22 protein-coding genes and 1 pseudogene are annotated in these 22,809 nt (G+C 70.8%); 16 read left to right on the top strand and 7 right to left on the bottom strand.

Annotated elements, in window-relative coordinates; all coding sequences use genetic code 11:
* A complete protein-coding gene (locus OG828_RS03990; RefSeq protein ID WP_328500108.1) occupies positions 1 to 2,817 on the top strand; it encodes an NHLP bacteriocin export ABC transporter permease/ATPase subunit in 2,817 nt (938 codons plus the stop codon).
* A gap of 90 nt (positions 2,818 to 2,907) precedes the next feature.
* On the opposite strand, the gene OG828_RS03995 is transcribed toward OG828_RS03990, so the two are convergent.
* Complete coding sequence (locus OG828_RS03995) at positions 2,908 to 3,435, bottom strand: SRPBCC family protein (RefSeq protein WP_328500109.1); 528 nt, start codon at positions 3,433 to 3,435, stop codon at positions 2,908 to 2,910.
* Positions 3,436 to 3,441: 6 nt separating this feature from the next.
* Positions 3,442 to 3,786, bottom strand: coding sequence for an ArsR/SmtB family transcription factor (locus OG828_RS04000; protein ID WP_328500110.1), 345 nt, complete (start codon positions 3,784 to 3,786; stop codon positions 3,442 to 3,444).
* 203 nt (positions 3,787 to 3,989) lie between these two features.
* On the opposite strand from OG828_RS04000, the gene OG828_RS04005 reads away from it, so the two are divergent.
* The 7 genes from OG828_RS04005 to OG828_RS04035 all read left to right on the top strand — a co-directional run bounded on the left by OG828_RS04005 (position 3,990) and on the right by OG828_RS04035 (position 9,534).
* The gene (locus OG828_RS04005; RefSeq protein ID WP_328350216.1) at positions 3,990 to 5,492 is read left to right on the top strand and encodes an MFS transporter; all 1,503 of its coding nucleotides are present in this window, start codon (positions 3,990 to 3,992) and stop codon (positions 5,490 to 5,492) included.
* Positions 5,493 to 5,731: 239 nt separating this feature from the next.
* Positions 5,732 to 6,739 (top strand): Ppx/GppA phosphatase family protein, encoded by a 1,008-nt coding sequence (locus tag OG828_RS04010; protein WP_328504795.1) that lies wholly within the window; start codon positions 5,732 to 5,734, stop codon positions 6,737 to 6,739.
* Between the two features lie 56 nt (positions 6,740 to 6,795).
* Complete coding sequence (locus tag OG828_RS04015; protein ID WP_328500111.1) at positions 6,796 to 6,987, top strand: hypothetical protein; 192 nt, start codon at positions 6,796 to 6,798, stop codon at positions 6,985 to 6,987.
* A gap of 57 nt (positions 6,988 to 7,044) precedes the next feature.
* Positions 7,045 to 8,058 carry an iron-containing redox enzyme family protein gene (locus OG828_RS04020; protein ID WP_328500112.1) on the top strand — a complete coding sequence of 338 codons (1,014 nt, stop codon included), beginning with the start codon at positions 7,045 to 7,047 and terminating at the stop codon, positions 8,056 to 8,058.
* A 21-nt stretch (positions 8,059 to 8,079) separates the two neighbouring features.
* Positions 8,080 to 8,745, top strand: coding sequence for a HemK2/MTQ2 family protein methyltransferase (locus OG828_RS04025; protein ID WP_328500113.1), 666 nt, complete (start codon positions 8,080 to 8,082; stop codon positions 8,743 to 8,745).
* Complete coding sequence (locus tag OG828_RS04030) at positions 8,726 to 8,941, top strand: CDGSH iron-sulfur domain-containing protein (RefSeq protein WP_210569989.1); 216 nt, start codon at positions 8,726 to 8,728, stop codon at positions 8,939 to 8,941. The genes OG828_RS04025 and OG828_RS04030 overlap by 20 nt, the downstream gene beginning before the upstream one ends.
* A 137-nt stretch (positions 8,942 to 9,078) precedes the next feature.
* Positions 9,079 to 9,534 (top strand): STAS domain-containing protein, encoded by a 456-nt coding sequence (locus OG828_RS04035; RefSeq protein ID WP_328500114.1) that lies wholly within the window; start codon positions 9,079 to 9,081, stop codon positions 9,532 to 9,534.
* Between the two features lie 132 nt (positions 9,535 to 9,666).
* Here the strand turns inward: OG828_RS04035 and OG828_RS04040 are convergent, their stop codons facing one another.
* On the bottom strand, positions 9,667 to 10,098 hold the full coding sequence (locus OG828_RS04040) for a protease inhibitor (protein ID WP_328500115.1): 432 nt from the start codon (positions 10,096 to 10,098) through the stop codon (positions 9,667 to 9,669).
* A 325-nt stretch (positions 10,099 to 10,423) separates the two neighbouring features.
* On the opposite strand from OG828_RS04040, the gene OG828_RS04045 reads away from it, so the two are divergent.
* From OG828_RS04045 to OG828_RS04065, 5 genes and pseudogenes are all read left to right on the top strand, one after another.
* Positions 10,424 to 10,975 (top strand): hypothetical protein, encoded by a 552-nt coding sequence (locus tag OG828_RS04045; protein ID WP_328500116.1) that lies wholly within the window; start codon positions 10,424 to 10,426, stop codon positions 10,973 to 10,975.
* A 59-nt stretch (positions 10,976 to 11,034) separates the two neighbouring features.
* Positions 11,035 to 11,547: pseudogene (locus OG828_RS04050) on the top strand (hypothetical protein); the annotation flags it as partial.
* Positions 11,459 to 12,154 carry an alpha/beta fold hydrolase gene (locus OG828_RS04055; RefSeq protein ID WP_328436620.1) on the top strand — a complete coding sequence of 232 codons (696 nt, stop codon included), beginning with the start codon at positions 11,459 to 11,461 and terminating at the stop codon, positions 12,152 to 12,154. The pseudogene OG828_RS04050 and the gene OG828_RS04055, both read left to right, overlap by 89 nt.
* A 74-nt stretch (positions 12,155 to 12,228) precedes the next feature.
* Positions 12,229 to 13,398: a lactate 2-monooxygenase gene (locus OG828_RS04060; protein ID WP_328500117.1), complete on the top strand. Its 1,170-nt coding sequence runs from the start codon at positions 12,229 to 12,231 to the stop codon at positions 13,396 to 13,398.
* Complete coding sequence (locus OG828_RS04065) at positions 13,395 to 14,375, top strand: 2-hydroxyacid dehydrogenase (RefSeq protein WP_328500118.1); 981 nt, start codon at positions 13,395 to 13,397, stop codon at positions 14,373 to 14,375. Before OG828_RS04060 ends, OG828_RS04065 begins: the two co-directional genes overlap by 4 nt.
* Positions 14,376 to 14,392: 17 nt before the next feature.
* Here the strand turns inward: OG828_RS04065 and OG828_RS04070 are convergent, their stop codons facing one another.
* The 3 genes from OG828_RS04070 to OG828_RS04080 all read right to left on the bottom strand — a co-directional run bounded on the left by OG828_RS04070 (position 14,393) and on the right by OG828_RS04080 (position 17,155).
* Positions 14,393 to 15,988: an RICIN domain-containing protein gene (locus OG828_RS04070; RefSeq protein WP_328436622.1), complete on the bottom strand. Its 1,596-nt coding sequence runs from the start codon at positions 15,986 to 15,988 to the stop codon at positions 14,393 to 14,395.
* A gap of 540 nt (positions 15,989 to 16,528) precedes the next feature.
* The gene (locus OG828_RS04075) at positions 16,529 to 16,906 is read right to left on the bottom strand and encodes a toxin Doc (protein WP_210569979.1); all 378 of its coding nucleotides are present in this window, start codon (positions 16,904 to 16,906) and stop codon (positions 16,529 to 16,531) included.
* 3 nt (positions 16,907 to 16,909) lie between these two features.
* Positions 16,910 to 17,155, bottom strand: a complete 246-nt coding sequence (locus tag OG828_RS04080) for a hypothetical protein (RefSeq protein ID WP_210569977.1) — start codon at positions 17,153 to 17,155, stop codon at positions 16,910 to 16,912.
* 184 nt (positions 17,156 to 17,339) lie between these two features.
* Between OG828_RS04080 and OG828_RS04085 the strand changes: the two genes are divergently transcribed.
* The 3 genes from OG828_RS04085 to qcrB all read left to right on the top strand — a co-directional run bounded on the left by OG828_RS04085 (position 17,340) and on the right by qcrB (position 20,625).
* On the top strand, positions 17,340 to 18,062 hold the full coding sequence (locus OG828_RS04085; protein WP_328500119.1) for a 2OG-Fe(II) oxygenase: 723 nt from the start codon (positions 17,340 to 17,342) through the stop codon (positions 18,060 to 18,062).
* Positions 18,063 to 18,172: 110 nt separating this feature from the next.
* Entirely contained in the window at positions 18,173 to 19,102 is a 930-nt protein-coding gene (gene sigJ / locus OG828_RS04090) for an RNA polymerase sigma factor SigJ (protein ID WP_328500120.1), read from the top strand.
* On the top strand, positions 19,099 to 20,625 hold the full coding sequence (gene qcrB, locus OG828_RS04095) for a cytochrome bc1 complex cytochrome b subunit (protein WP_328500121.1): 1,527 nt from the start codon (positions 19,099 to 19,101) through the stop codon (positions 20,623 to 20,625). The genes sigJ and qcrB overlap by 4 nt, the downstream gene beginning before the upstream one ends.
* Here qcrB and OG828_RS04100 read toward each other — a convergent pair.
* Positions 20,570 to 22,804, bottom strand: a complete 2,235-nt coding sequence (locus OG828_RS04100; protein WP_328350246.1) for a glycoside hydrolase family 9 protein — start codon at positions 22,802 to 22,804, stop codon at positions 20,570 to 20,572. The genes qcrB and OG828_RS04100 overlap by 56 nt on opposite strands.
* Positions 22,805 to 22,809 lie beyond the last annotated feature (5 nt).

Here is a 22,809-nt window from a genome sequence, read left to right on the forward strand (position 1 = left end):
ATGACGTCCGTACATGAGGGCGACCTGGTCCTCGGCGCGCTGGGTCAGATGGGCACGCCGATCGACTGCACCGGGCTCAACCGCCTCGATCTCGAAGGCCCGCAGGTGCTGTGGCTGGTCGCGTCCGGCGCCATGGACCTGTTCGCCGTCGACGCCGAGCAGCAGGGCCACTGGCACCACCTCGGCCGCCTCGAGACCGGCTCGCTGCTGCTCGGCCCGGTGCCGGGGCCCCAGCACACCCTGGTCGCCCGCCCGTCCCGCGGCTGCGTCGTCCACCGCATCGGGCTGCGCGAGCTGTACCAGCCCGCGAACACCCAGACCTGGTCGTACGACGAGTACGGCAACCCCCAGTACGTCCCGCCCACGACCAGCCCGCTGGAGTACGCCCTCGCGCTCGGCGTCGGCCGCAGCCTGTCGATCCTCTTCCAGGCGCCGATGGCCGGCGACAACGCCGCCGCGCCCACCGACGACGACGTGTTCTGGATGCAGGTGCCGCCGGGCAGCGTGCAGTACGGCTCCCTGTACGGCGCGGAGGCCGCCGCCGACCTGCTGATGGACCCGGGTGTCTGGCAGGGCATGGTCGACCAGCAGTACCGGCTGCTGGCGACGCTGGACCGCTGGATCGAGCAGCTGGAGCGCACCCACGAGACACGGACGGCGGCCGGTATCAAGGCCGGTGAGGCGGTGCGCGCCGAGGCCGACCGGACGCTTCTCGCGTCGATCGGCAAGTCATCGGCGAAGCGTGCGACGGCCGCCGACGCGGACGCCTCCTACGCCGCGTGCAAGCTGGTCGCCCAGGCCTCGGGGATCACTCTCGCGGAGCCCGCGCAGACCGGCACCGGAAGTGACCGGCTCGATCCCGTCGAGCAGATCGCCGTCGCGTCCCGCGTCCGCACCAGGGCCGTACGCCTGGACGGCCGCTGGTGGCGGGACAACGTCGGCCCGATGGTCGGCCACCGGGCGCTGTCCGGAGCGCCGGTCGCCCTGCTGTGGCGGCGCGGCGGATATGTCGCCGTCCATCCGGCGACCGGCCGGGAGACGCCGATCGAGAAGGCCAACGCGGAGGAGTTCGAGCCGCGTGCGGTGATGTTCTACCGTCCGCTGCCGGACCGCGGGCTCACCCCGCTGCGGCTGCTGCGGTTCAGCATGCGGGGCACGAGCGGCGATCTGACGAGCCTCGTCATCAGCGGCCTGGTCACGGTGGCCATCGGCGCGCTGGTACCGATCGCGACCGGCAAGGTGCTCGGTGAGTTCGTACCGAAGGCGCAGACCGGTCTGATCGTGCAGGTCTGTCTGGCGGTGATGGTCAGCAGCGTGGTGGCGGCGGCGTTCATGCTGCTGCAGAACCTGACGATCCTGCGCCTGGAGGGCCGTATCGAGGCGACCCTCCAACCCGCCGTCTGGGATCGCCTGTTGCGGCTGCCGACCAAGTTCTTCACCGAGCGGTCGACGGGCGAGCTGGCCAGCGCCGCCATGGGCATCAGCTCGATTCGCCGGCTCATGGCGGGAGTCGGCCCGGTGGTCGCCCAGTCATTGACGGTCGGCGTGATGAACCTGGCGCTGCTGTTCTGGTACAGCGTCCCGATGGCCCTCGCCGCGATCGGCATGCTCGTGGTCATCGCCGCGGTGTTCCTGGGGCTCGGGCTGTGGCAGGTGCGCTGGCAGCGGCGGCTCGTCGTGCTCGGCAACAAGCTGAACAACCAGGCCTTCCAGACGCTGCGCGGGCTGCCCAAGCTCAGGGTCGCGGCGGCCGAGAACTACGCGTACGCCGCCTGGGCGTCCGAGTTCGCCCGCAGCCGCGAGTTGCAGCAGAAGGCGGGCCACATCAAGAACCTCAACGCGGTGCTGAGCGCGGTGTATCTGCCGCTGTGCACCCTGCTGATGTTCATGCTGCTGGCCGGTCCGGCGCGCGGCGAGATGTCGGCGGCGGCCTTCCTCACCTTCAACACGTCGGTGACGATGCTGCTGACCTCGGTCACCCAGCTCACCGGTGCCTTCGTCTCGGCGGTGGCCGCGCTGCCGCTGTTCGAGGAGATCAAGCCGGTGCTCGACGCGACACCCGAGGTGCGCACGGCGAGCACCCGGCCGGGACCGCTGACCGGAGCGATCGAGACACGGCGGTTGTCGTTCCGGTACTCGGACGACGGCCCCCTGGTCCTGGACGACGTGTCGTTCGAGGTGCGGCCGGGCGAGTTCGTGGCGATCGTCGGCCCCAGCGGCTGCGGCAAGTCGACGCTGCTGCGGCTGCTCATCGGCTTCGACAAGCCGGTCTCGGGCAGTGTGCTGTACGACGGTCAGGACCTGGCGGCGCTCGACCAGTCCGCCGTACGCAGGCAGTGCGGGGTGGTGCTCCAGCATGCGCAGCCGTTCACCGGCTCCATCCTGGACGTCATCTGCGGCACCGAGCCCTACACGCCCGAGGAGGCGATGGCGGCGGCGGCGATGGCGGGGCTCGCCGAGGACATCCAGCGGATGCCGATGGGGCTGCACACGATCGTCGCGGGCAACGGCGCGATATCCGGCGGCCAGCGGCAGCGGCTGATGATCGCGCAGGCGCTGATCCGGCGGCCCCGCATCCTCTTCTTCGACGAGGCGACCAGCGCGCTCGACAACGAGACGCAGCGCACGGTCATCGAGAGCACGAAGGCACTCAACGCCACCCGCATCGTCATCGCGCACCGTCTGTCGACGGTGCTGGACGCTGATCGCGTCATCGTGATGGAGGACGGGAAGGTCGCGCAGCAGGGGCCGCCTGCGCAGTTGCTGGCGGACACGGGTGGGCGGCTGCATGAGTTGGTCAAGCGTCAGATGGCATAGCGGTCCACTGGGGGTGCCGCGATGGGTCGTTGGCCTTCTGCGGCGCCGTCGTGGCTGGTCGCGCAGTTCCCCGCGCCCCTTTGGGGCGCTTCAGTCCACGCCGGGAATCGAGGCACCGGACGGAACCCCGGCCGCAACCCAGCTTGCGTAGACCTCCTCCCAGGGTGCGTTCACGCCGGCGTGCGGGCCCTCGAAGTGGTCGCCCCTGGCTCGGGCGTCGAGGGCGGTGAGGCAGACGTCCCAGCCGGCGCCGTTGCGGGCGGCGGTGTTTTCGGTGGTCAGGATGTTGGTGAGCGTGAAGCGGGTGCGCTTGTCGTCCAGGGCTTCGAGGTCGAAGTGGAGTTCGTCGCCGCCCCATTCGAAGGAGAGGTGCCGGGGTTCGTCAACGGCGAGCACGGTGCCCGTGGTCTCCTCCATGGCCGGGTCGCCGCTGAACTTGACTGTGCCGCCGGGGCGCAGCTCGATCTCGGCGCGGGACGGGAACCAGTGGACGAGCTCGTCGGCGTCGGTCACGAACTGCCAGACGCGGTCGACGGGATGGTCGTAGGTACGGGTGAAGCGGACGGCGGGGCGGCCGTCGTCCAGGGTCAGATAGGTGCCGGTGCGTTCGACGGACATGGCGGATCAGTCCTTCGGAGAGGGGTCCTCGGTGGAGTCGTCCGACGTCTCGTCCAGGCGGCGGCCCAGCGCGTCCAGGCTGCGGTTCCACAGCTTGCGGTACGGGGCCAGCCAGGCGTCGAGTTCCTCGATCGGCGCGGGGTCGAGAGCGTAGACCCGGCGCTGCGCGTCCTGCCGGACCCGCACCAGACCGGCATCACGCAGCACCCGCAGATGCTTCGACGTGCTCGGCTGGCTCAGCCCGCATGCCTCCACGATCTCCCCCACGGGCCGCGGCCGCTCCAGGAGCAGCGCGACGATGGCCCGCCGGTGAGGATCGGCGAGAGCGGCCCAGAGGGCGGCGTCGGACATGAGTCCAATATGCCTCTGCGGTTATATTCCCGTCAAGGAATACTCGGTGAGGTTGCGCACGTCACACACCCCCACCCCCTGCGAAACGTTGCCGTTTCGCAGAAACAGACCTAGCCTCGATGTGTACGAAACAGTTTCGTTTACGGTCTCTTGACTTTCGGCGACCTGTTGACCTTCGAACGACTTCCCTGGAGTGGTTCCCGATGTCCCAGAAGACCCTGGCAGAAGGCGCCCGCGCGGGTGCCGCGGCGTCGACCGAGGCGGCCTCCGGCAAGCGGTGGTGGATCCTCGCGATCGTCGCGCTCGCCCAGTTGATGGTCGTCCTCGACGCCACGATCGTGAACATCGCCCTGCCGTCGGCCCAGGCCGACCTCGGCTTCTCCGACGGCAACCGGCAGTGGATCGTGACGGCGTACGCGCTCGCGTTCGCTTCCCTGCTGCTGCTCGGCGGACGGATCGCCGACCTGTTCGGCCGCAAGACCGCCTTCCTCGTGGGGATCGTCGGCTTCGGTGCCGTCTCCGCACTCGGCGGCGCCGCGACCAGCTTCGAGATGCTGGTCGTCGCCCGTGCCCTCCAGGGTGTCTTCGGCGCCCTGCTCGCGCCCGCCGCGCTCTCCCTCCTCAACACGACCTTCACCGACGCCCGCGAGCGCGCCAAGGCGTTCAGCGTGTACGGCGCCATCGCGGGCGCCGGCGGTGCAGTGGGCCTGCTGCTCGGCGGCATCCTGACCGACGCGCTGGACTGGCGCTGGACGCTGTACGTCAATGTGGTCATCGCGCTGGTCGCCTTCGTCGGCGGCTGGATGCTGCTGAGCAACCACCGCGACGCGGCCGGCTCCAAGCTCGACGTGCCCGGCACGATCCTGGTCGCCGGTGGTCTGTTCGGGCTGGTCTACGGCTTCTCCAACGCCGAGACGCACGACTGGTCCGCGCCGCAGACCTGGGGCTTCCTGCTGGCGGGCGGCGTTCTGCTGGCGGCCTTCGCGTGGTGGCAGACCCGGGCGTCGCACCCGCTGCTGCCGCTGCGCATCCTGCTGGACCGCGACCGCGGGGCCTCGCTCCTCGCCGTGCTGATCAGTGGCGCCGGCATGTTCGGTGTGTTCCTGTTCCTCACCTACTACCTCCAGCTGAACCTGGGCTTCAGCCCGACGAAGACCGGCGTGGCCTTCCTGCCGATGGTCGCGGCGCTGATGGTGTCGGCGCAGGTCGGTACCACGATGCTGGTGCCGCGGCTGGGCCCCAAGGCCGTGATCCCGCTGGGCTTCGCGATCGCCACGGGCGGCATGGCCTGGCTGACCGGCATCGGGCTCGGCTCGGACTATGTGAGCGACGTGCTGCCGCAGCTGATCATCATCGGCGTGGGCCTCGGCCTGGTGATGCCGCCGGCCATGCAGATGGCCACCGGCGGGGTGGCCGCCGAGGACGCGGGCGTTGCCTCCGCCACCGTCAACGCCATGCAGCAGGTGGGCGGTTCGATCGGTACGGCGCTGCTCAACACGCTCGCCGCGAGCGCCGCGACGAGCTACCTGTCCGGCCGGGACGCCACGGACAAGCTGGTGCAGGCGCAGTCCACGATCGAGAGCTACACCACCGCGTTCTGGTGGTCGGCGGGCTTCTTCGCGGCGGGCGCGGTGATCGCGTTCCTGCTCTTCCGCCGCGGGGTGCCGCAGCAGGACCCGGACGCCGCGCCGGTCGTCCACATGTGAGCCGTACCGCCTCCCGACCGAGGGGCCGCCGTCTGCAGGGAGACGGCGGCCCCTCCCGCTGTCGGAGTGGCCGTATGCGCAAGCGGACGGCGACACTCGGCAGCACGCTCTTCCTCGCGCTCGCTCCCGGCACCGTCCCGTGGTGGCTCACCGGCTGGCGAGTCGGGGACTGGTGGCCACCCGTGCGGCGGCATGCCCGTTCCCGTTCGTCCGTCCGTCGGCTGGGTACTCGTCAGCCCATGCGAATCAGCGTGGTGGATGTGGGGTCGAACACGGTCCGGCTGGTGGTGGCGGATGCGATGGGCGGGGCGCCGCTGCCGGTCCACACCGCCAAGTGGCGCCTGAGGCTGTCCGACGAGGTCGGGCCCGGCGGCCGCATTCCCGAGACGGCCGTGGAACGACTCGTCGACGCGGTGGCCCAGGCGAGCGCGACCGCCTCGAAATGGGGCGCCGCGGGCCCGCTGGCCTTCGCCACGGCTGTGGTGCGGGGCGCCCCGAACCGGCAGGACGTCCTGCGCGCCGTACGGACGCGCACCGGAGTCGAGCTGTGCACCCTGCCGGGCGAGGTCGAGGCCGAGCTGACCTTCCTGGGCGCCCGGCGCTGGATGGGCTGGCAGTCGGGGCCGCTCGCACTGCTCGACATCGGCGGCGGATCCCTCGAAGTGGCCTTCGGCCGCGGCCGGTTGCCGGACTTCGCGGCCTCCCTGCCGCTCGGCGCGGGACGGCTGACGCGTGAGTTCTTCGACGGCCAGGATCCCCCGCCGCCGGAGCAGGTGAAGGCGCTGCGCCGCAGAGTCCGGCACCAGCTGCGGGACGTGGCGGCCCGGATCCGCTGGGAGGGGCCGCGCAGCGCGGTCGCCACCTCCCGTACGTTCCAGCAGTTGGGGCGGCTGTGCGGAGCCGCGCCCGGCCGGAAGGGCCCGTTCACCGAACGGCTGCTGCGCCGCTCGGACCTGCGCGCGGCGATCGACCGGCTGGCCGCGCTGCCCGCCGCCGAACGCGCCGAACTCCCCGGCATCTCCGCGCCGCGTGCCAAGCAGAGCCTGGCGGGCGCGGTGGTCGGGCACACCGCGATGAAGCTGACCGGCCTCAAGGCGGTCACCCTCTGTCCCTGGGCACTGCGCGAGGGCATCCTGCTGCGGCACCTCGAGGACGGCTCCGCCTGGTGGGCGGAGATCACCCGGCACGCCGAGGAAGCCCCTCCCCCGGAGCCGGTGCCGTTGCGGGTCGCGGCCGCGACGGACTGACGAACCGAACAGCACTGCACTGCACTGCACAGAACCGTACCGACCGAGGAGACACCGTGCCCCAGCACGATCACCGGCCCGACGACCAGCCCGAGCGGGCCGTCGACGAGGTCCTCCGCGAGACCAGGGAGGCCGAACACCGCGTCGAGGACCCCGAGGACTCCGAGCGCCGGCGCCACCGCAGGGGTGAGGCCGGCGAGGCCATCACCCCCAACACGCAGGCGCAGGAAGAGTCCCAAGGCGACTGACCTGCGGCCGGCTCCGGCCGGACGGGTCGCACGGCGGCACCGGGGTACCCGGGCCGCATGGAGCAGCACCGCACGGAACCCTCGCTGCCGTCGGCCCGCGGCCGGATCTCCGCAGCCGTCGGGGAGTACCTGCTGGGCGCGGGACCGCTGCCGCGCGCCGAGGACATCACCGCCGCACCTGCCTACGGCGACGACCTCCAGCTCGCCCTGTACCTGTGCTACGAACTGCACTACCGAGGCTTCGCGGGCGTGCCCCCGGACCGTGAGTGGGACCCGGATCTGCTGCGCGTCCGCGCGGCACTGGAGCACCGTTTCCTGTCCGCCCTGCGCGCGGACTCCCCGGTCCACGACACCGTCGACGGCTCGCTGGCGGAGCTCCTCGTCGAGCCCGTCGACGGGGCGGGGGTCACCCATTACCTCTGCGACGAGGGCGAGTTGTGGCAGCTGCGCGAGTACGCGGCCCAGCGTTCCCTGTACCACCTCAAGGAGGCCGACCCGCACGCCTGGGTGCTGCCGCGGCTGTCGGGCCGGGCCAAGTCGGCCATGGCGGCGGTGGAGTTCGACGAGTACGGCGGGGGCCGCCCCGAGCGGCTGCACGCCTGCCTGTTCGCCGACCTGATGACGGACCTCGGCCTGGACCCGACGTACGGCCGCTACCTCGACGCTGCCTCCGCCGACACCCTGGCCACGGTGAACCTGATGTCCCTCCTCGGCCTGCACCGGTCCCTGCGGGGTGCCCTGGTGGGCCACTTCGCGGCGGTCGAGATCACCTCGTCGCCCGGCTCCCGGCGACTCGCCGATGCCCTGCGCCGCACCGGAGCCGGTCCCGCCGCCGTGTTCTTCTACGACGAGCACGTCGAGGCCGACGCGGTCCACGAGCAGGTCGTACGCCACGACGTGATCGGCGGGCTGCTGGACGCGGAACCGCACCTCGCGGCGGACGTGGCCTTCGGTGTCGACGTCACCGGATACCTGGAGGACCGTCTCGCCACCGCCCTGCTCACGCAGTGGCGCGCCGGCCGGTCGTCGCTCCGCACGCCGCTGGAGCACGACATATCCGGTATCTCGTGAAATGAGGGGTACCTGGGAGGCATGAACGCTCTGGCGCTTTCGCTCTCCCCACCCGGCGTGTACGCCCCGCAGGACGACACCGCGCTGCTGGCCGGTGCCCTGTCCCAGGAACGGCTCCCGCCGAACGCGGAGGTTCTCGACGTGGGCACCGGGACGGGTGCGCTGGCGCTCCAGGCCGCACGCCGGGGCACCCGGGTGACCGCGGTGGACGTGTCATGGCGGGCGGTGTGGACCGCACGGCTGAACGCCTGGCTGGCCGGACTTCCGGTCCGTATCCGGCACGGGGATCTGTTCGCCCCGGTGCGCGAGCAGACGTTCGACCTCATCCTCGCCAACCCGCCCTACGTGCCGGCACCCGACCCCCGCCCGCGGGCTCGTGGCGGGGCACGGTCGTGGGACGCGGGCCGCGACGGCCGGTTCGTCCTCGATCCGCTCTGCCAGGAGGCACCCGCCCTGCTGCGCCCGGGCGGAGTCCTGCTGGTCGTGCACTCCGCGCTGAGCGGTCCCGGCCGCACCCTCGCGCATCTGCGTGCATCAGGTCTGAGGACCACCGTGACACTGCGGCGGCGCATCGCGTTCGGCCCGGTGCTGCACGCCCGGGAGGACTGGCTGCGTGAGCGAGGCCTGCTGAGCGCGGCCCAGGACAAGGAAGAGCTGGTGGTCATCCGTGCCGAACGCCCCCGCTGACCGGCCGCGCCGTCTCACCCTCCACGAGCCGGGCCCACTCCTCGTGGACGGACCCGTCGAGGTGGAACTGGAGGACGGCACCACCGTCACCTCCGACCGCTTCCGGGTCGCCCTGTGCACCTGCCGGCGCAGCCGCCGTTACCCCTGGTGCGACACGAGCCACCGCAGGCGGACTCGGCGTACCTCCGAGGACTGACAGAAAGTCAATGCCAGCAAGGGAAATTCACCGGGTCGGGTGAACCAGATCTTGTCGGGCCGCTCCACAGGGATGGTCAAGACCGCGGCGGGGTACCTACCGAGATCGAATGCGCCCCCTGTAGAGGTGGAGCGGACATGACGCCGGAAGCAGACGACCGCGCCCGCGAGCGGGCGGAGGGCACGGTCGTGGACGCCTTCAGAACGGCGCGGCCCGCGCCGAACGCTCATGCCCTGACCCGCCCGCACGGTCCGTTCACCGTGGTCGAGGCGGCCGGTGACATCGATCTCGCGACCGCGGGGTTCCTCGCGGAGCATCTCGACGCGGCGACCGCGGGGCCGGAGCCGGACGTACTGGTCGATCTGCGAAGTGTGGACTTCTTCGACTGCTCCGGCCTGCGCGTGCTGTGCCGGGCCGAGGAACGCGCCGTGGCGCGCGGTGGCCGGCTGCGGCTCGTCGCGGACGATCCACTGCTGCGCCGGCTGCTGCGCGCATCGGGACTACTGGAGCGGTTCCCTCCGCTTCCCGGTGTCCCGGAAGCACTTCCAAGTGTCCCCGAGGAGCTTCCCCGTGTCCCGGAGGACCGGGACTGAGCTTGAGGGCCGGCGGGCGGCCCCACTCCGCCCGCCGGCCTTGTGCGAGATCACAGGGGCCCCGTCACAGGGTCCGCACTCCCCAGCTACGTGCCCTGTTGGTGATCACGGGGCCCATGCGATCCCGGTCCCTCAGAACGCGAAGACACTCGCCCCGTAGGAGTTCTTCACGCACTCGTTGCCGAAGGTCCGCTCATAGGAGACGCGCTTGCCCTGCCAGACGCCCTCGACGGTGACGACCACCGGGTCGTACTGCTTGGTGCACAGCACACCGTCCTTGCTCTTCAGCGCGTCGAAGTCACCGTCCGCGCCGCGCAGTTCGGCACAGGCGTCGGCGGCCACCGGATGGGTGCCGGAGGCCTTCGGGGCGCAGGTCAGGGTGACTGCGCGTTCCGGTGTGACGGTGGCCGCGCTCTCGCCGTGACCGGCGGTGAGTACCAGCGCCGAGGGGGCGTAGAGCGAGGCGGGGGCGGCCGGGGTGGCGAGCGCGGCCCCCGTGAGGGGTCCGCAGACGGCGGTGGCCGTGAGGCCGAGAGTCGCTGCCCAGCGCGCGGTGTTCCGCATTGTGTGCATCCTTCCGCTCGAAAAAGAGGGTCTGCCTCAGCCGGCTCGATCGGTGCCGGATCGGCGAGCGCGAGTCTGCCGAGAACGCCGCCGGAGGTCACATCGGACCCATGGGTTTCAGTAACCTTGCGTATTGAATCAGTGGCGTGAAGTCACAGAATTCGAACGTTCCAAGCCCACAACCAAGCCACTCTTGATCGCCGAAAGCGCTTGAGTGGCCGGTTCCCCGGTGCTCGTTAATCGTCCTGAAACATTCCGGTTCAGCCCTCGGCGCACTCCGCCGCGGCCCCTTGCCTTCACGCCGGAATGGAGTAATCGTCATTACATGATTACGACAGAGCAACGAGAGAAGCTGCGCGGCTGGTTCGCCGGCCGACTGCCCGACGACCTCTTCGAAGAGCTGGTCGAGGTGGCGGTGGACCGCGAGGAGATCACCGTCATCGGCCGGATCGCCGAACCGCGCCTGGCGGCGGACGCCCCGGCGGCCGAGCGGGAGGCGGCCGTGCAGGGCCGGATCGAGGAGTTCCGGGAGCGCACCCGCGAAGCCCGGATCGCGGTGGCCCGCGACGCCGAGCACCGGTTCCGCCGGAAGGTGTCCTGGGGCGTGGAGTGCGGCGGTGAGCGCACCCTGTTCACACATATCGCCGCACCGGTCATGACCCGGCTACGCCAGCCCGAACGTCAGGTCCTGGACACACTCATCGCCGCCGGCGTCGCCCGCAGCCGCAGCGACGCCCTCGCCTGGTGCGTCCGCCTGGTCCAGCGCCACACCGACGACTGGCTCGCCGAACTCAGGGATTCCCTGGAACACGTCCAGCGGGTGCGCGCCCAGGGCCCCGACACGGAACCCGAGGACACCCCGGCGGACGGCGAGTAGGGAGGCGATGGAGGAACCATCCCGTCACGGCCCGAAAGATGGATGAACCCTCCTCTGTGGCGTTCCTGTCGCAGATCGCGACGCTGCTGCCGTTCGTCTTCGGTCTGGCGACCGCGAGCATCATCGCCACGAAAGCCCCGGAGTACGTCGATCCGGCCGCTCCGACTTCGTGAGCGGGCTGCCGGCGATCTCGCCGGGCTGGTTCTTCCTGCCGGTCTGTCTGCTGGCGCTGTACGGCACCGGACTGGACTTCATCGGCCGGTTCGGGCTCGACATCGTGCGGTCCGTCTCGACCTTCGCCACCGTGATCGTCACCTGCACCACCCACGACGCTGCTGCGGCTGTTCCCGGAACCGCGCGCGGTGTACAGGCCTGAGGGTGCGCGGCTCGCGCGGACGGTCGACACACCGGTGCCGCCGATAAACGGGCCGGGAGCACGGGAGGCGACACCCCGTTGTCAGACCCCTCGACTACGTTGCGGGCATGACTCCATTCGTGTTGGTGGCAGGGGCCCGGCTCGGAGCGTGGGCGTGGGACGAGGTGGCGGCGGAGCTGCGTGCGGCCGGTCATGAGGTGCACGCGCTGACCCTGAGCGGCCTCGCGGAGAAGCAGGGTGTGCCGGCGGGGCAGCAGACCCATGTCCAGGACATCGTCGCGGAGGTCGAGCGCCTCGATCTGCGGGATGTCGTCCTGGTCGGGCACAGCTACGCGGGAATCCCGGTGGGGCAGGCCGCCGAGCGCATCGGCGAGCGGCTGGCCCGTGTGGTGTTCGTCGACTCGAATGTCCCGGTCGACGGGGAGAGCTTCCTGTCGGGCTGGCCGAGCGACCACGTACGCGAGGAGATCGCCGCGCACAACGGCTCCTGGCCGTCGGCGGGTGCCGACCACTACGCGGGCCAGGGCCTGACGGATGAGCAGATCGCCCGCATCGTGGCCGGCCAGACACCGCACCCGGGCGCGACCCTGACCGAACCGGCCGTCCTGAAGGGCCCGATCGCAGAGCTGCCGGCGACGTACATCACATGCCTGCTCGACGGCGAGGACCCGATGGACGCGGTGGCCGAGGCACTCAAGAGCGACCACTGGGAACTCGTAGAGATGGACACCGGCCACTGGCCGATGTTCTCCCAGCCGCGCGAACTCGCCCGCGTCCTGCGCGAGTCGGTGGCCCGACCCTGATCGTCCCGTCTGCCTACCGGTCGGTATGGTCGGCGTACTGCGCGTTCTCAGCGACGAGAGGCGGGATGCGGGAGATGGGCAAGCACTGGGCCGACTTCCAGTACGAGATCTACCTCAACGGCATGTCGGGCGCCGTGCCCCGGCTGCCCACCGATCTGACGCGGCTGGAGGAGCTGACCGAGCAGCGGCTCGGTCCCGGCCCCGTCGGCTATGTGGCGGGCAGTGCCGGCGACGGGAGCACGGCGCGTGCCAACCGGGCCGCTTTCGGGCGCCGCCGGATCGTGCCGCGCATGCTGCGGGACGTGCACGAGCGGGATCTGTCGGTCGAGGTGCTGGGCCGTGCGCTGCCCGCCCCGGTGGCGCTGGCGCCGGTCGGCGTGCTGTCGATCATGCACCCGGACGCGGAGTCGGCCGCTGCCCGTGCCGCCGCCGCGCAGGGCGTGCCGTACATCCTGTCGTCCGCGTCGAGCACGCCGATCGAGCAGGTCGCCGAGACGATGGGCGATGCCGAGCGCTGGTTCCAGCTGTACTGGGCCAAGGACCGCGAGGTGACCCGGAGTTTCCTGAACCGGGCCAAGGCGAGCGGGTATTCGGTGCTGGTCGTCACGCTGGACACGCCGATGCTGGCGTGGCGTCCCCGCGACCTCGACCAGGCGTATCTGCCGTTCCTGCACGGCGTGGGCACCGCCAACTACTTCTCGGACCCGGCGTTCCAGGCGGGCCTGGCCAAGCCGGTGCACGAGGATCCGAACGCCGCGGTGATGCACTTCGTCGGCATGTTCGCGGATCCCGGCAAGACCTGGCCCGACCTGGCGTTCCTGCGGGAGAACTGGGACGGCCCGATCGTCCTCAAGGGCATCCTGCACCCCGACGACGCCCGGCTCGCCGCCGACGCCGGGATGGACGGGGTCGTGGTGTCCAACCACGGCGGGCGCCAGGTCGCCGGCTCCGTCGCCGCGGCCGACGCGCTGCCCCGGGTCGTCGAGGCCGTCGGCGACCGGCTGACCGTCCTCTTCGACAGCGGGGTGCGCACCGGCGACGACGTCTTCAAGGCGCTCGCCCTCGGCGCGCGGGCGGTGCTGGTCGGACGGCCGTACGTCTACGGGCTCGGCCTCGATGGACAGGCGGGCGTCGAGCACGTGATCCGCTGTCTGCTCGCCGAGCTCGACCTCACCCTCGCCCTGTCCGGACACGCCACGCCCGCCACGGTGGGCCCCGCCGACCTCATCGAGGACCCCGCATGACCGACGCGAAGAAGAACGTCCTCGCCGTCGTCCCACCCCACATCGGCGGCCGGGCGACCGGAGCCGGACTCGCCGGCCTGCTCCCCGGCGAGGCGCACGTCACCGTCGTCGAGGCCACCGACGAGGACCCCGCCGCCCTGCGCGCGGCGCACGTCATCGTGACGGCGCTCGCCCCGGTGACCGTCGAACACATCGCCGCCGCACCGGAGTTGGAGCTGGTGCAGTGCGCCAGCCACGGCTTCGACTACATCGACGTGACCGCCGCCCGCGCCCGCTCCGTGCCCGTCTGCACGATCGGCTCCAGCGGCGCCGAGGCGCAGAACGTCGCCGAGCAGACCTTCGCCCTCATGCTCGCCCTGGCCAAGCAGCTGATCCCCGCGCACACCGCCCTCGTCGAGGCCGACTGGGCGCTCCCCCGGCTGCAGCGCTCCCTCACCGAGCTGTCGGGCAAGACCCTCGGCATCGTGGGCCTGGGGCAGATCGGGCAGGAAGTCGCCCGGCGCGCGGTCGCGTTCGACATGACCGTCGTCTACGCCGGGCGGCGCCCCGTACCGCCGGAGACGGAAGCCCGCCTCGGCGGCGCCCGCCATGTGCCGCTCGACGAGCTGCTGCGCACCGCCGACTACGTCTCCCTGCACACGCCCCTCACCGAGCAGACCCGGCAGCTGCTGAACGCCGAACGCCTCGCGCTCCTCAAGCCGACCGCGTTCGTGATCAACACCGCCCGGGGTGCACTGATCGACCAGGACGCCCTCGCCGACGCGCTGGAGCAGGGGGTCCTGGCCGGGGCGGGCATCGACGTCTTCGACCCCGAACCGCCCACCCCGGCCCTGCGTCTGCTCAGGGCCCCGAACGTGGTCCTCTCCCCGCACACCGCGGGAGTCACCCGGGAGACGCTGATCCGGATCGCGCTGGCCGCCGTCCAGAACGTGGCCGGGTTCCTGGCGGGCAACCCCCCACAGGACGTGGTGAGTTAGCCGGGAACCGCGCCCCCTCAGGCCGTCCGGCCGGAGAGCCGGGTGGGCGGCACGGCGGGGGCGTCGGTCCCGGCGATCGACAGCGACCCGGTGTCGGCCGACGCCCGGTCGGTCAGCCAGCGCTGCTCGGCGGAACCGTCACGGACCTTGACGACGATGTCGGCGCCCTCGTCCTTGGTGGTGGACGTCAGCGCGAGCCCCTCCTGCCAGCGGGCCAGCAACTCGCCCCGCACGGTGAGGTCGTAGCGGACGTCGTCGCCGCGCTCGGAGTCGTCGGGGGCGCAGGTGCCGAGGATGACGACACCGGCGTCCGCACGCGAGTCCAGGCACAGGTTCGGATCCGCCACGCTGCGCAGCAGTCCGTCGACCTCGTACGACCACTGCTGGGTCGCGTCGGACGAGCAGGCTGCCAGTTCGGTCCCGGCGCCGGCCTTGACCTCGCCGCGGATGTCCAGGCACAGGTTCGCGGCCTCGTTGCGCAGCGTGGACTGCAGGGGTGCGGTGGGGAGTTGGGCGGTGCCCGGCCGGGTGGTCGTTTCCGGGGCACCGGTCGCGGCGGCGGACTCGGTCGGGTCGGTTCCGCCGTCCGTGGCCCACAGGCTGGAGACCAGCACGCCCGCCAAGAGCCCGGCGGAGGCGATACCCACGCTCGTGAGCAGCGCCCGGGTGGGCCGCGGGACATCGGCGATACGACGACGGGCCGGCGCGGGGACACGGGACAGGACCCGCTGGCGCGCTCTGCCGTGCCGGCCGGAGCCGCGTGCCCGCGTGGCCTGCTCGGCGCGGCCGGGACGGGAGTCGAGATAGCGGCGCGCTCCCCAGCCGAGCACGGCCTCGACGAGCAGCACACCCAATCCGCTCTCGAAATGACTCAGTTGTTCGGCGGCGAAACGGCAGTAGCGGCACTCTCCGAGATGCTGCTGAACATCCGGAAGCAGTGCGCCACCTCGGCGGATCGGGACATCGAGGAGTCGGTTGTAGAAGCGGCAATCCTTGCTCGGTGCGAGTTCCCGATGAGCATGTACACAACCCTCGCGGAATTTTTCACGCGCCTGTTCGAGAGCGGCCGTCGCGGTGTCGATGTCCATGCCCAGCAGTCCGGCGGGAACGGTTATCGGTTCCGCCTCGACCTCGGTGTGCCACAGCAGACACCGGGCGAGTCCGGGAAGGGCGTGGAATGAACGCTCGGCCAGCTTGCGATTTTCCGGCGTCATGGACTTCGCGGCACGCATGCCGCGACCCCCGGCGGGTTTCACCAAATCCGGCAGAACACCGGATATTCGCTCCTCGGACGACCACCGTCCGACGGTGTCCCGGACGGCCACGAGGAACCGCGGGCGCACCGCGTCGGCCGGCTCGCCCAGCGCCAGCCGGTCGAGAACCTGGTGAAATGCCGCGGCGGTGACCATGGAGGCGACGTCCGATTTCGCGGCGAGGCAGATGACCGCGTATTCGTGAGCGGGCCGCCAGTGCCGTGCCATCAGCAGCGCGACGGACGGAGAGGCCTCGGCGTCCGTACGGCCTCTCAGCCGGGTGGCGAGGCCCTCGTCGGATTCTGCGGGAACCCCGCCGGGCGGGGGGTAGGGCGGGCGAGGAGGGTGGGGGGTGGGCACTGAGCGGATTCCTTCCCACGCGCAGGTGACTCTCAGATGTTCCGGCCGCCGAAAAGGGAACTCAGTGTTGGTGCGTACCTTTTGGGCGACGACGCGGGGAGCATGAATTCGCGTGCCGATCCGGCCCTGTTCCCCCCAGGACGAATGCGACTCCGCCAATGCCCCCCACATGCGCTGTTCACCCTTGCACAACACACTCATGACCAACAAGGCACTCGAGCAACATCCGCCTCATTGAAAGAAAGTCAGAAGCGTCCGCAACTCGCCTCTGGGCACCTGTTTTCCCGTTTTTCCCCGCGCCCCGTGTGAATCGGGCGCACTCGCCGGCGCGCCGCGCACGCTCCCCTGCGCACGCCCCCGCGTAGTCCACTGGTGGCGGCCACCTCGGATGGCCGCGCGCAGGGGTGGGGGTCCCCCCTGGCTCGAGCGAAGCCGAGAGCTTGGGGGAGGCTCTCTTGCGCGAACCCGGCCGCCGGCCCTGTTCCCCCGCCCTCGGCCGGCGGCCTCGGGGTGGGCGGGCCATCGCGTCGTCCGGCCGTGTCAGATCTGCCAGGAGCGCAGCCGGTCGGCGGCGCCGTAGATGTCCGCCTTGCCGGAGATCAGGTCGCGGGCGAGGTCGACGAGGGCGCCGTAGGGCGGGTCGATGCCGACGTCGCTGACGAACATGTAGGCCACGGCGGTGGCGCAGGCGAAGCGGGCGTTGGCCGCCGGCAGCGGCTTGAGCAGGGCGAGAGTGTGCAGCAGGGCGGCGGCCCGCCAGGCCGGGTCGGAGTCCACGCCGAGGCGCGGCGGGTCGACGCGATGGCGCGCGACGGCGGCGACCAGGGCCGAGAAGTCGTTGATGGTCGGCTGGTCTGGCAGGACCTCTTCGTGGCGCTGGAGCAGCCACGGGACGTCGATATGGACGACGGGAGCCATCGGTCAGGCGACCCGCCCCTCGCTCTTGATGGCTGGTTCGTCGTCGGGGAAGGCGGCCGCGAACTCGTCGGCGTGGGACGCGAAGAACCGGCGGAAGGCCTCCGCGCCCTCCTGCAGGGCACGGTGGCGGGCTATGTCGGCGGCTGCGGCCTCACGCACGAGGGCCTTCATCGACGTACCCCGCTCTTTGGCGATCTGCCGCAGGTCCTCCAGTTCGCGGTCACTGAACTCCACGTTGAGGGCTGGCATGCATTTGAGGGTACCGCGCGGGTACTTACCCGTAAATACCGCCAGGTCACAGCGTCAATAGCGCGGTACCCCGAGGTCGGAACGCCATGTCCGATTCCCGCCGGACACGGCGCGGGAAGGGCGGCAGACTCGGCAGAGGAAGAGAGAGCAGGACGAACGAATCGCACAGGACGGTGACCCTCTCATGACGCTCACCACCGACCGGGCCCGCCGCCGCGTCCACGGGACGGACTGGGCCGCCCTCACCGAGGAACTGGACACGTACGGCAGCGCGCGGACGGACCGGCTGCTGACCCCGGCGGAGTGCCGCGACCTGGCGGCGCTGTACGAGAAGCCGGAGCTGTTCCGGACCACCGTCGACATGGCACGGCACCGCTTCGGCTCGGGCGAGTACCGCTACTTCACCCATGACCTGCCCGCCCCGGTGGCCGCCCTGCGCGCCGCGCTCTATCCGCGTCTGCTGCCGATCGCCCGTGACTGGGCGGTCCGGCTCGACCGTCCGGCGCCCTGGCCGGACTCGCTCGACGAGTGGCTGGAGCGCTGCCACGCGGCCGGGCAGGACCGGTCGGCGCAGATCCTGCTGCGCTACGGGGAGGGCGACTGGAACGCGCTGCACCGTGATGTGTTCGGCGAGATGCTGTTCCCACTCCAGGTGGTCGTCGGACTCGACGCGTACGGCACCGACTACACCGGCGGCGAGTTCCTGATGGTGGAGCAGCGGCCCAGGGCCCAGTCGCGGGGCACCGCCACCGCGCTCGAGCAGGGCCACGGCCTGGTCTTCACGACCCGGGACCGGCCCGTGCGCACCCGGCGCGGCTGGTCGGCCGGGGCGATGCGGCACGGGGTGAGCCCGGTGCGCTCCGGCCACCGGCACTCGCTGGGGCTCGTCTTCCACGACGCGTCCTGAGTCCGGCACGGGCGAGCGGTGAGGCGTAGGTCACAATCCGGCCGTCGATGTCACAATCCGGCCCCCTGCGGCCCTCGCAGTAGTGAGCGCACCACTGCGGAGGCCTGTTCATGTCCGAGTTCCCTGTGCCCGACACCGACGAGCGACTCAGCGAGGCGACCGGAGTCTTCGTCGACCACCGTGAGCTGTTGTTCGGCCTCGTCTACAACATCCTGGGCAGTGTCGCGGACACCGAGGACGTGCTCCAGGAGACCTGGCTGTCCTGGACGGCCAGGGGCCGGGGCCGCGATCTCGACGGGATCGACAACCCCCGGGCGTATCTGGTCCGGATCGCCGTCAACCACGCGCTGGGACGACGCGCCGCGATCAACCGCTCTCGCGAGACCTACGTCGGTCCCTGGCTGCCGGAGCCGCTGGTCGCCGACGACGACGCCGACGATCCCGCGCTGCGCACCGAATCCGTGTCGCTGGCGATGCTGGTGGTGCTGGAGTCGCTCACGCCGCTGGAGCGCGCGGTGTTCGTGCTGGGCGAGGTGTTCGGGTACGCCCACACCGAGATCGCGGAGCTGATCGACCGCACCCCGGCGGCCGTACGGCAGCTGGCGCATCGGGCGCGGGCGCATGTGCACGCGCGTCGGCCGCGGTACCAGGCGCATCCGCGGGTGCGCCGGGAGGCGACCGAGCGGTTCGTGCAGGCGGCCCTCGGCGGGGACATCGCCGCGCTGATGGAGATCCTCGCCCCGGACGTGACGGTGTGGTCGGACGGCGGCGGCAAGCGCAGGGGCACGGCGCTCCGCCCGGTGCGCGGCCGGGACAAGGCGGTCCGCCTCATCGGCTCGCTCGGCGCCCGGGGTGCCGTACAAGGCCTCGAACTGCGCTACCGCCGGGTCAACGGCGACGAGGCGATGGTGCTGTTCCAGGGCGACGAGCCGTACGCGGTGATGGTCATGGACCTCACGCCCGAGGGCGACCGGGTGTCCGGCGTCTACATCGTCAGCAATCCCGACAAGCTCACGCACGTCCACAAGGAGGAGGCGTGACCACCACCGTGCGGCCCGGGAAGGGCGAGCGGCTCGCCGACTGGTTCGACGGCCGCCTCGGCACCCACACGCTCGGCAAGAAGTACCTGCGGAAGGTCTTTCCCGACCACTGGTCGTTCCTGCTCGGCGAGGTCTGCCTGTACAGCTTCATCGTGCTGATCCTCACCGGCGTGTGGCTCACCTTCTTCTTCCATCCGTCGATGAACGAGGTGGTGTACCACGGCAGTTACGTCCCGCTGAACGGCGTCCGGATGTCCGAGGCGTACGCCTCCACCCTGGAGATCAGCTTCGATGTGCGCGGCGGGCTGCTGATGCGGCAGCTGCACCACTGGGCGGCGCTGATCTTCGTGGCCGCGATGCTGACGCACATGATGCGGCACTTCTTCACGGGTTCGTTCCGCAAGCCGCGTGAGATCAACTGGCTGTTCGGCTGGTCCCTGCTGTTCCTCGGCCTGTTCGAGGGCCTGATGGGCTACTCGCTGCCGGACGACCTGCTGTCGGGGACGGGGATGCGGTTCGTCGAGGGCGCGCTGCTGTCGGTGCCGATCGTGGGGACGTATCTGACGATGTTCCTGTTCGGCGGCGAGTTCCCCGGCGACGACATCGTGGCCCGCTTCTATTCGCTGCACATCCTGGTGGTCCCCGGCATCATGGCCGCGTTGGTGGTGGCGCACATCCTGCTGGTCTTCTACCACAAGCACACGCAGTTCGCGGGCCCCGGCCGCACCGAGCGCAATGTCGTCGGCTCGCCCTTCATGCCGGTGTACATGGCCAAGGCGGGCGGCTTCTTCTTCCTGGTCTTCGGCGTCCTCACCCTGATCGCGGCGGTCGCGACGATCAACCCGGTCTGGCAGTACGGTCCCTTCCGCGCCGATCAGGTCTCCACGGGCGCCCAGCCGGACTGGTACCTGGGGTTCGCGGAGGGTCTGGTCCGGGTGATGCCGGGCTGGGAGATCAATGTGTGGGGGCACACGCTGGTCATGGGTGTGCTGATCCCGGTCGTCGTCTTCCCGCTCCTGCTGCTCTTCATCGGCGTGTATCCGTTCCTGGAGGGCCGGATCACCGGGGACAAGCGAGAGCACCACCTCCTGGACCGGCCGCGCAACCGCCCGGTGCGTACGGGCATCGGCGCGGCCTGGATCAGCCTCTATCTGATCCTGCTGGCGGGCGGCGGCAACGACATCGTGGCGACCCGGCTCCATCTGTCGATCAACACGGTGACATGGGCGGTGCGGATCGCCGTGTTCGTGGTCCCGGTGGTCGTCTTCGTCGTCACCCGGCGCATCTGCCTGGGCCTCCAGCTACGCGACAAGGAGCTGGTGGCGCACGGCCGGGAGACCGGTGTGATCAAGCGGCTGCCGCACGGCGAGTACGTCGAGGTCCACCAGCCGCTCGATCAGGCCCGGCTCCACACCCTGACCGCCCATGAGCGGCCAGGGGAACTGGTGGAGGTGGAACGCGCGAGCCTCAGCCCTGATCCGCCACGAAGGACGCCATCCGGGTCAGGGCGGAGTTCCAGTTGATGGTGTGCTCGTTCGTCGACCAGGACTGGATGTCGTCGATGTAGCAGAACTGGCCGACACAGCCCTGGAGTTTGCTCTGTGCGTAGGGGTCCTGGATGCTCGAGTTGGGGCCTCCGGCGAGCGTGCCCTTCGGCGGGTTCGGCAGATTCGGGTCGAGCTGGCGGGCGTACCAACGGCTGTGCTGGTTGCGGGCGTCGACGTCGCCGTAGCCGGTGACGTAGGAGATGTTCAGCGCGTTGCGGCCGAGGATGTAGTCCATGCTCTGCAGTGCGCCGTCCCGGTACTTCGAGGCGCCGGTGAGGTCGTACGCGGTGGCGATGACGACCGCGTTGTGCAGGATCTGGTGGTTGGAGCCCCAGTCGTAGAGGTTGTCCGCGGGGGCGTACGGCATGCCGTACGGCTGTGACTTCAGGGTGGCCAGGTAGGTGTCGGCGCCCTTGATCACCGACTGGCGCACCTTGTCCCGGCCGGGCAGCTTGCTCGGGACGGTCGCCAGGTCCAGTCGTCCGGCGGCGGCCGTCCTGGCCCAGTCGTAGCCGAGGGGTCCGAAGATGTCGGCCGTGTGGACCGGCGAGTTCAGGATGTGCTTCTCGAACTCCTTGTGCCCGGTGGTGAGATACAGCTGGGCGGCGGCCCAGTAGAACTCGTCGGTCGCGTCGGTGTCGGGGTAGGCGCCGCCTCCGGTGCCGTCGTTGGGGTCGGGGTGGACCGCGGGGTGCGCGAGCGCCGCGGACCAGGCCTTGCGGGCGGCTGCCAGCGCCTCGGTCGCGAACTGGCGGTCGTAGGGCCGGTACAGCCGTGCCGCCTGCGCGGCCGTCGCCGCCAGGTTCAGGGTCGCCTCGGTGGTCGGCGGGTGCAGTTCGCGCTTCTGCGGATCGTCGCTGGGCAGCAGGGGCAGGCCGGTCCACTGCTCGTCGTGCATCTTGTGGTGGGCCATGCCGGCGAGCGGCTGCCCGTCCGGCACCTGCATCTTCAGCAGGAACTCCAGCTCCCAGCGGGCCTCGTCGAGGATGTCCGGCACCTTGTTGCCGCTCTCCGGTATGGCGAGCGAGCCGTCGCCGAGCTTCGCCGGGTGGCCGGTGCGGGCCAGCAGGGAGCGTTCGTAGGTGCTGAGCACCTCCCAGGTGGAGATGCCGCCGTTGACGACGTACTTGCCGTGGTCGCCGGCGTCGTACCAGCCGCCGGTCACGTCGAGCGTGTAGTCGCAGACGCCGGGCTGGCAGGGGACGTTCGCGTCGCCCTGGTTGGGCGCGACGTTCACATGGCCGGCGGGGCGTCCGTAGCCGGGCCGCAGGTCGTCGCGGATGGCGATGCCGCTGCGCTGCGTGTAGTAGTACTTCACCGCGTCCACGCGCAGTTGCTCATAGGCGCGCGCGTCGATGTCGAACGGGCGGCTCGTCTCCCCGTCGGCCACCAGGGTGAAGCCCTGTCCGCGCCCGCGGTGGGCTCCGAAGTCGATCGAGTGGACGTTCTGCGCCGACGACACGTCGGTGCCGCGCGGCACGGTCCAGCCGTGGGCGACCGTCGTCCCGGCGGCGTTCTTCAGCTGCCAGGGCAGCTTGCCGGTGGCGTCGGTGACCAGCGTGGCGTTCTTGGGTCCCGCGGGCAGATAGGCGACCTGGTTGACCCGCACGCGCGGGCCGGTGTCGGGCTCGTACGGCTCCGGCTCCACCCCGCCCAGCAGCGACACGTCGTCCATGCAGAACCGCCAGTCGTCCGCCTGGCCGCCGAGCTGGAAGCCGACCTGGCCCTGGGTGGTGTCGACGGGCGAAGTGAACGTGTAGGCATACGAGTTGCCGGAGACGCTCAGCTGCGGGCTCACCTCGAACCAGGTGTCGTACGGAGCCACCGACAGCCCCACGATCGCACGCACCACATGGCCCTCGGGCGTGCCGTTCGCGGTGAAGGAGATCCGGTACGACTCCCCCTTCACCAGGGTGACGTCGTTCTGGCCGACGGCCGCGTCCCAGCGGTTGGCGGTGCCTCCCGGGACGTCCGCGCAGAGCTGTCCGCCGGACAGACCGGCGGTGACGTTGGTCGTCGTCCACCAGGGATCGACGGTGGTGTCGAAGGTGCCGTTCTTGAGTTGCTCGACCTCGTCGGCGGCGGCCGGCAGCGCGGTCAGCGCCGCCGCCAGCAGGGCCATCAGGGACAACAAGGCGGTTCTGCGTCTTTTCACGTCTG

It is taken from the genome of Streptomyces sp. NBC_00457 (genome assembly GCF_036014015.1).
In the GTDB taxonomy this organism is placed as follows: domain Bacteria; phylum Actinomycetota; class Actinomycetes; order Streptomycetales; family Streptomycetaceae; genus Streptomyces.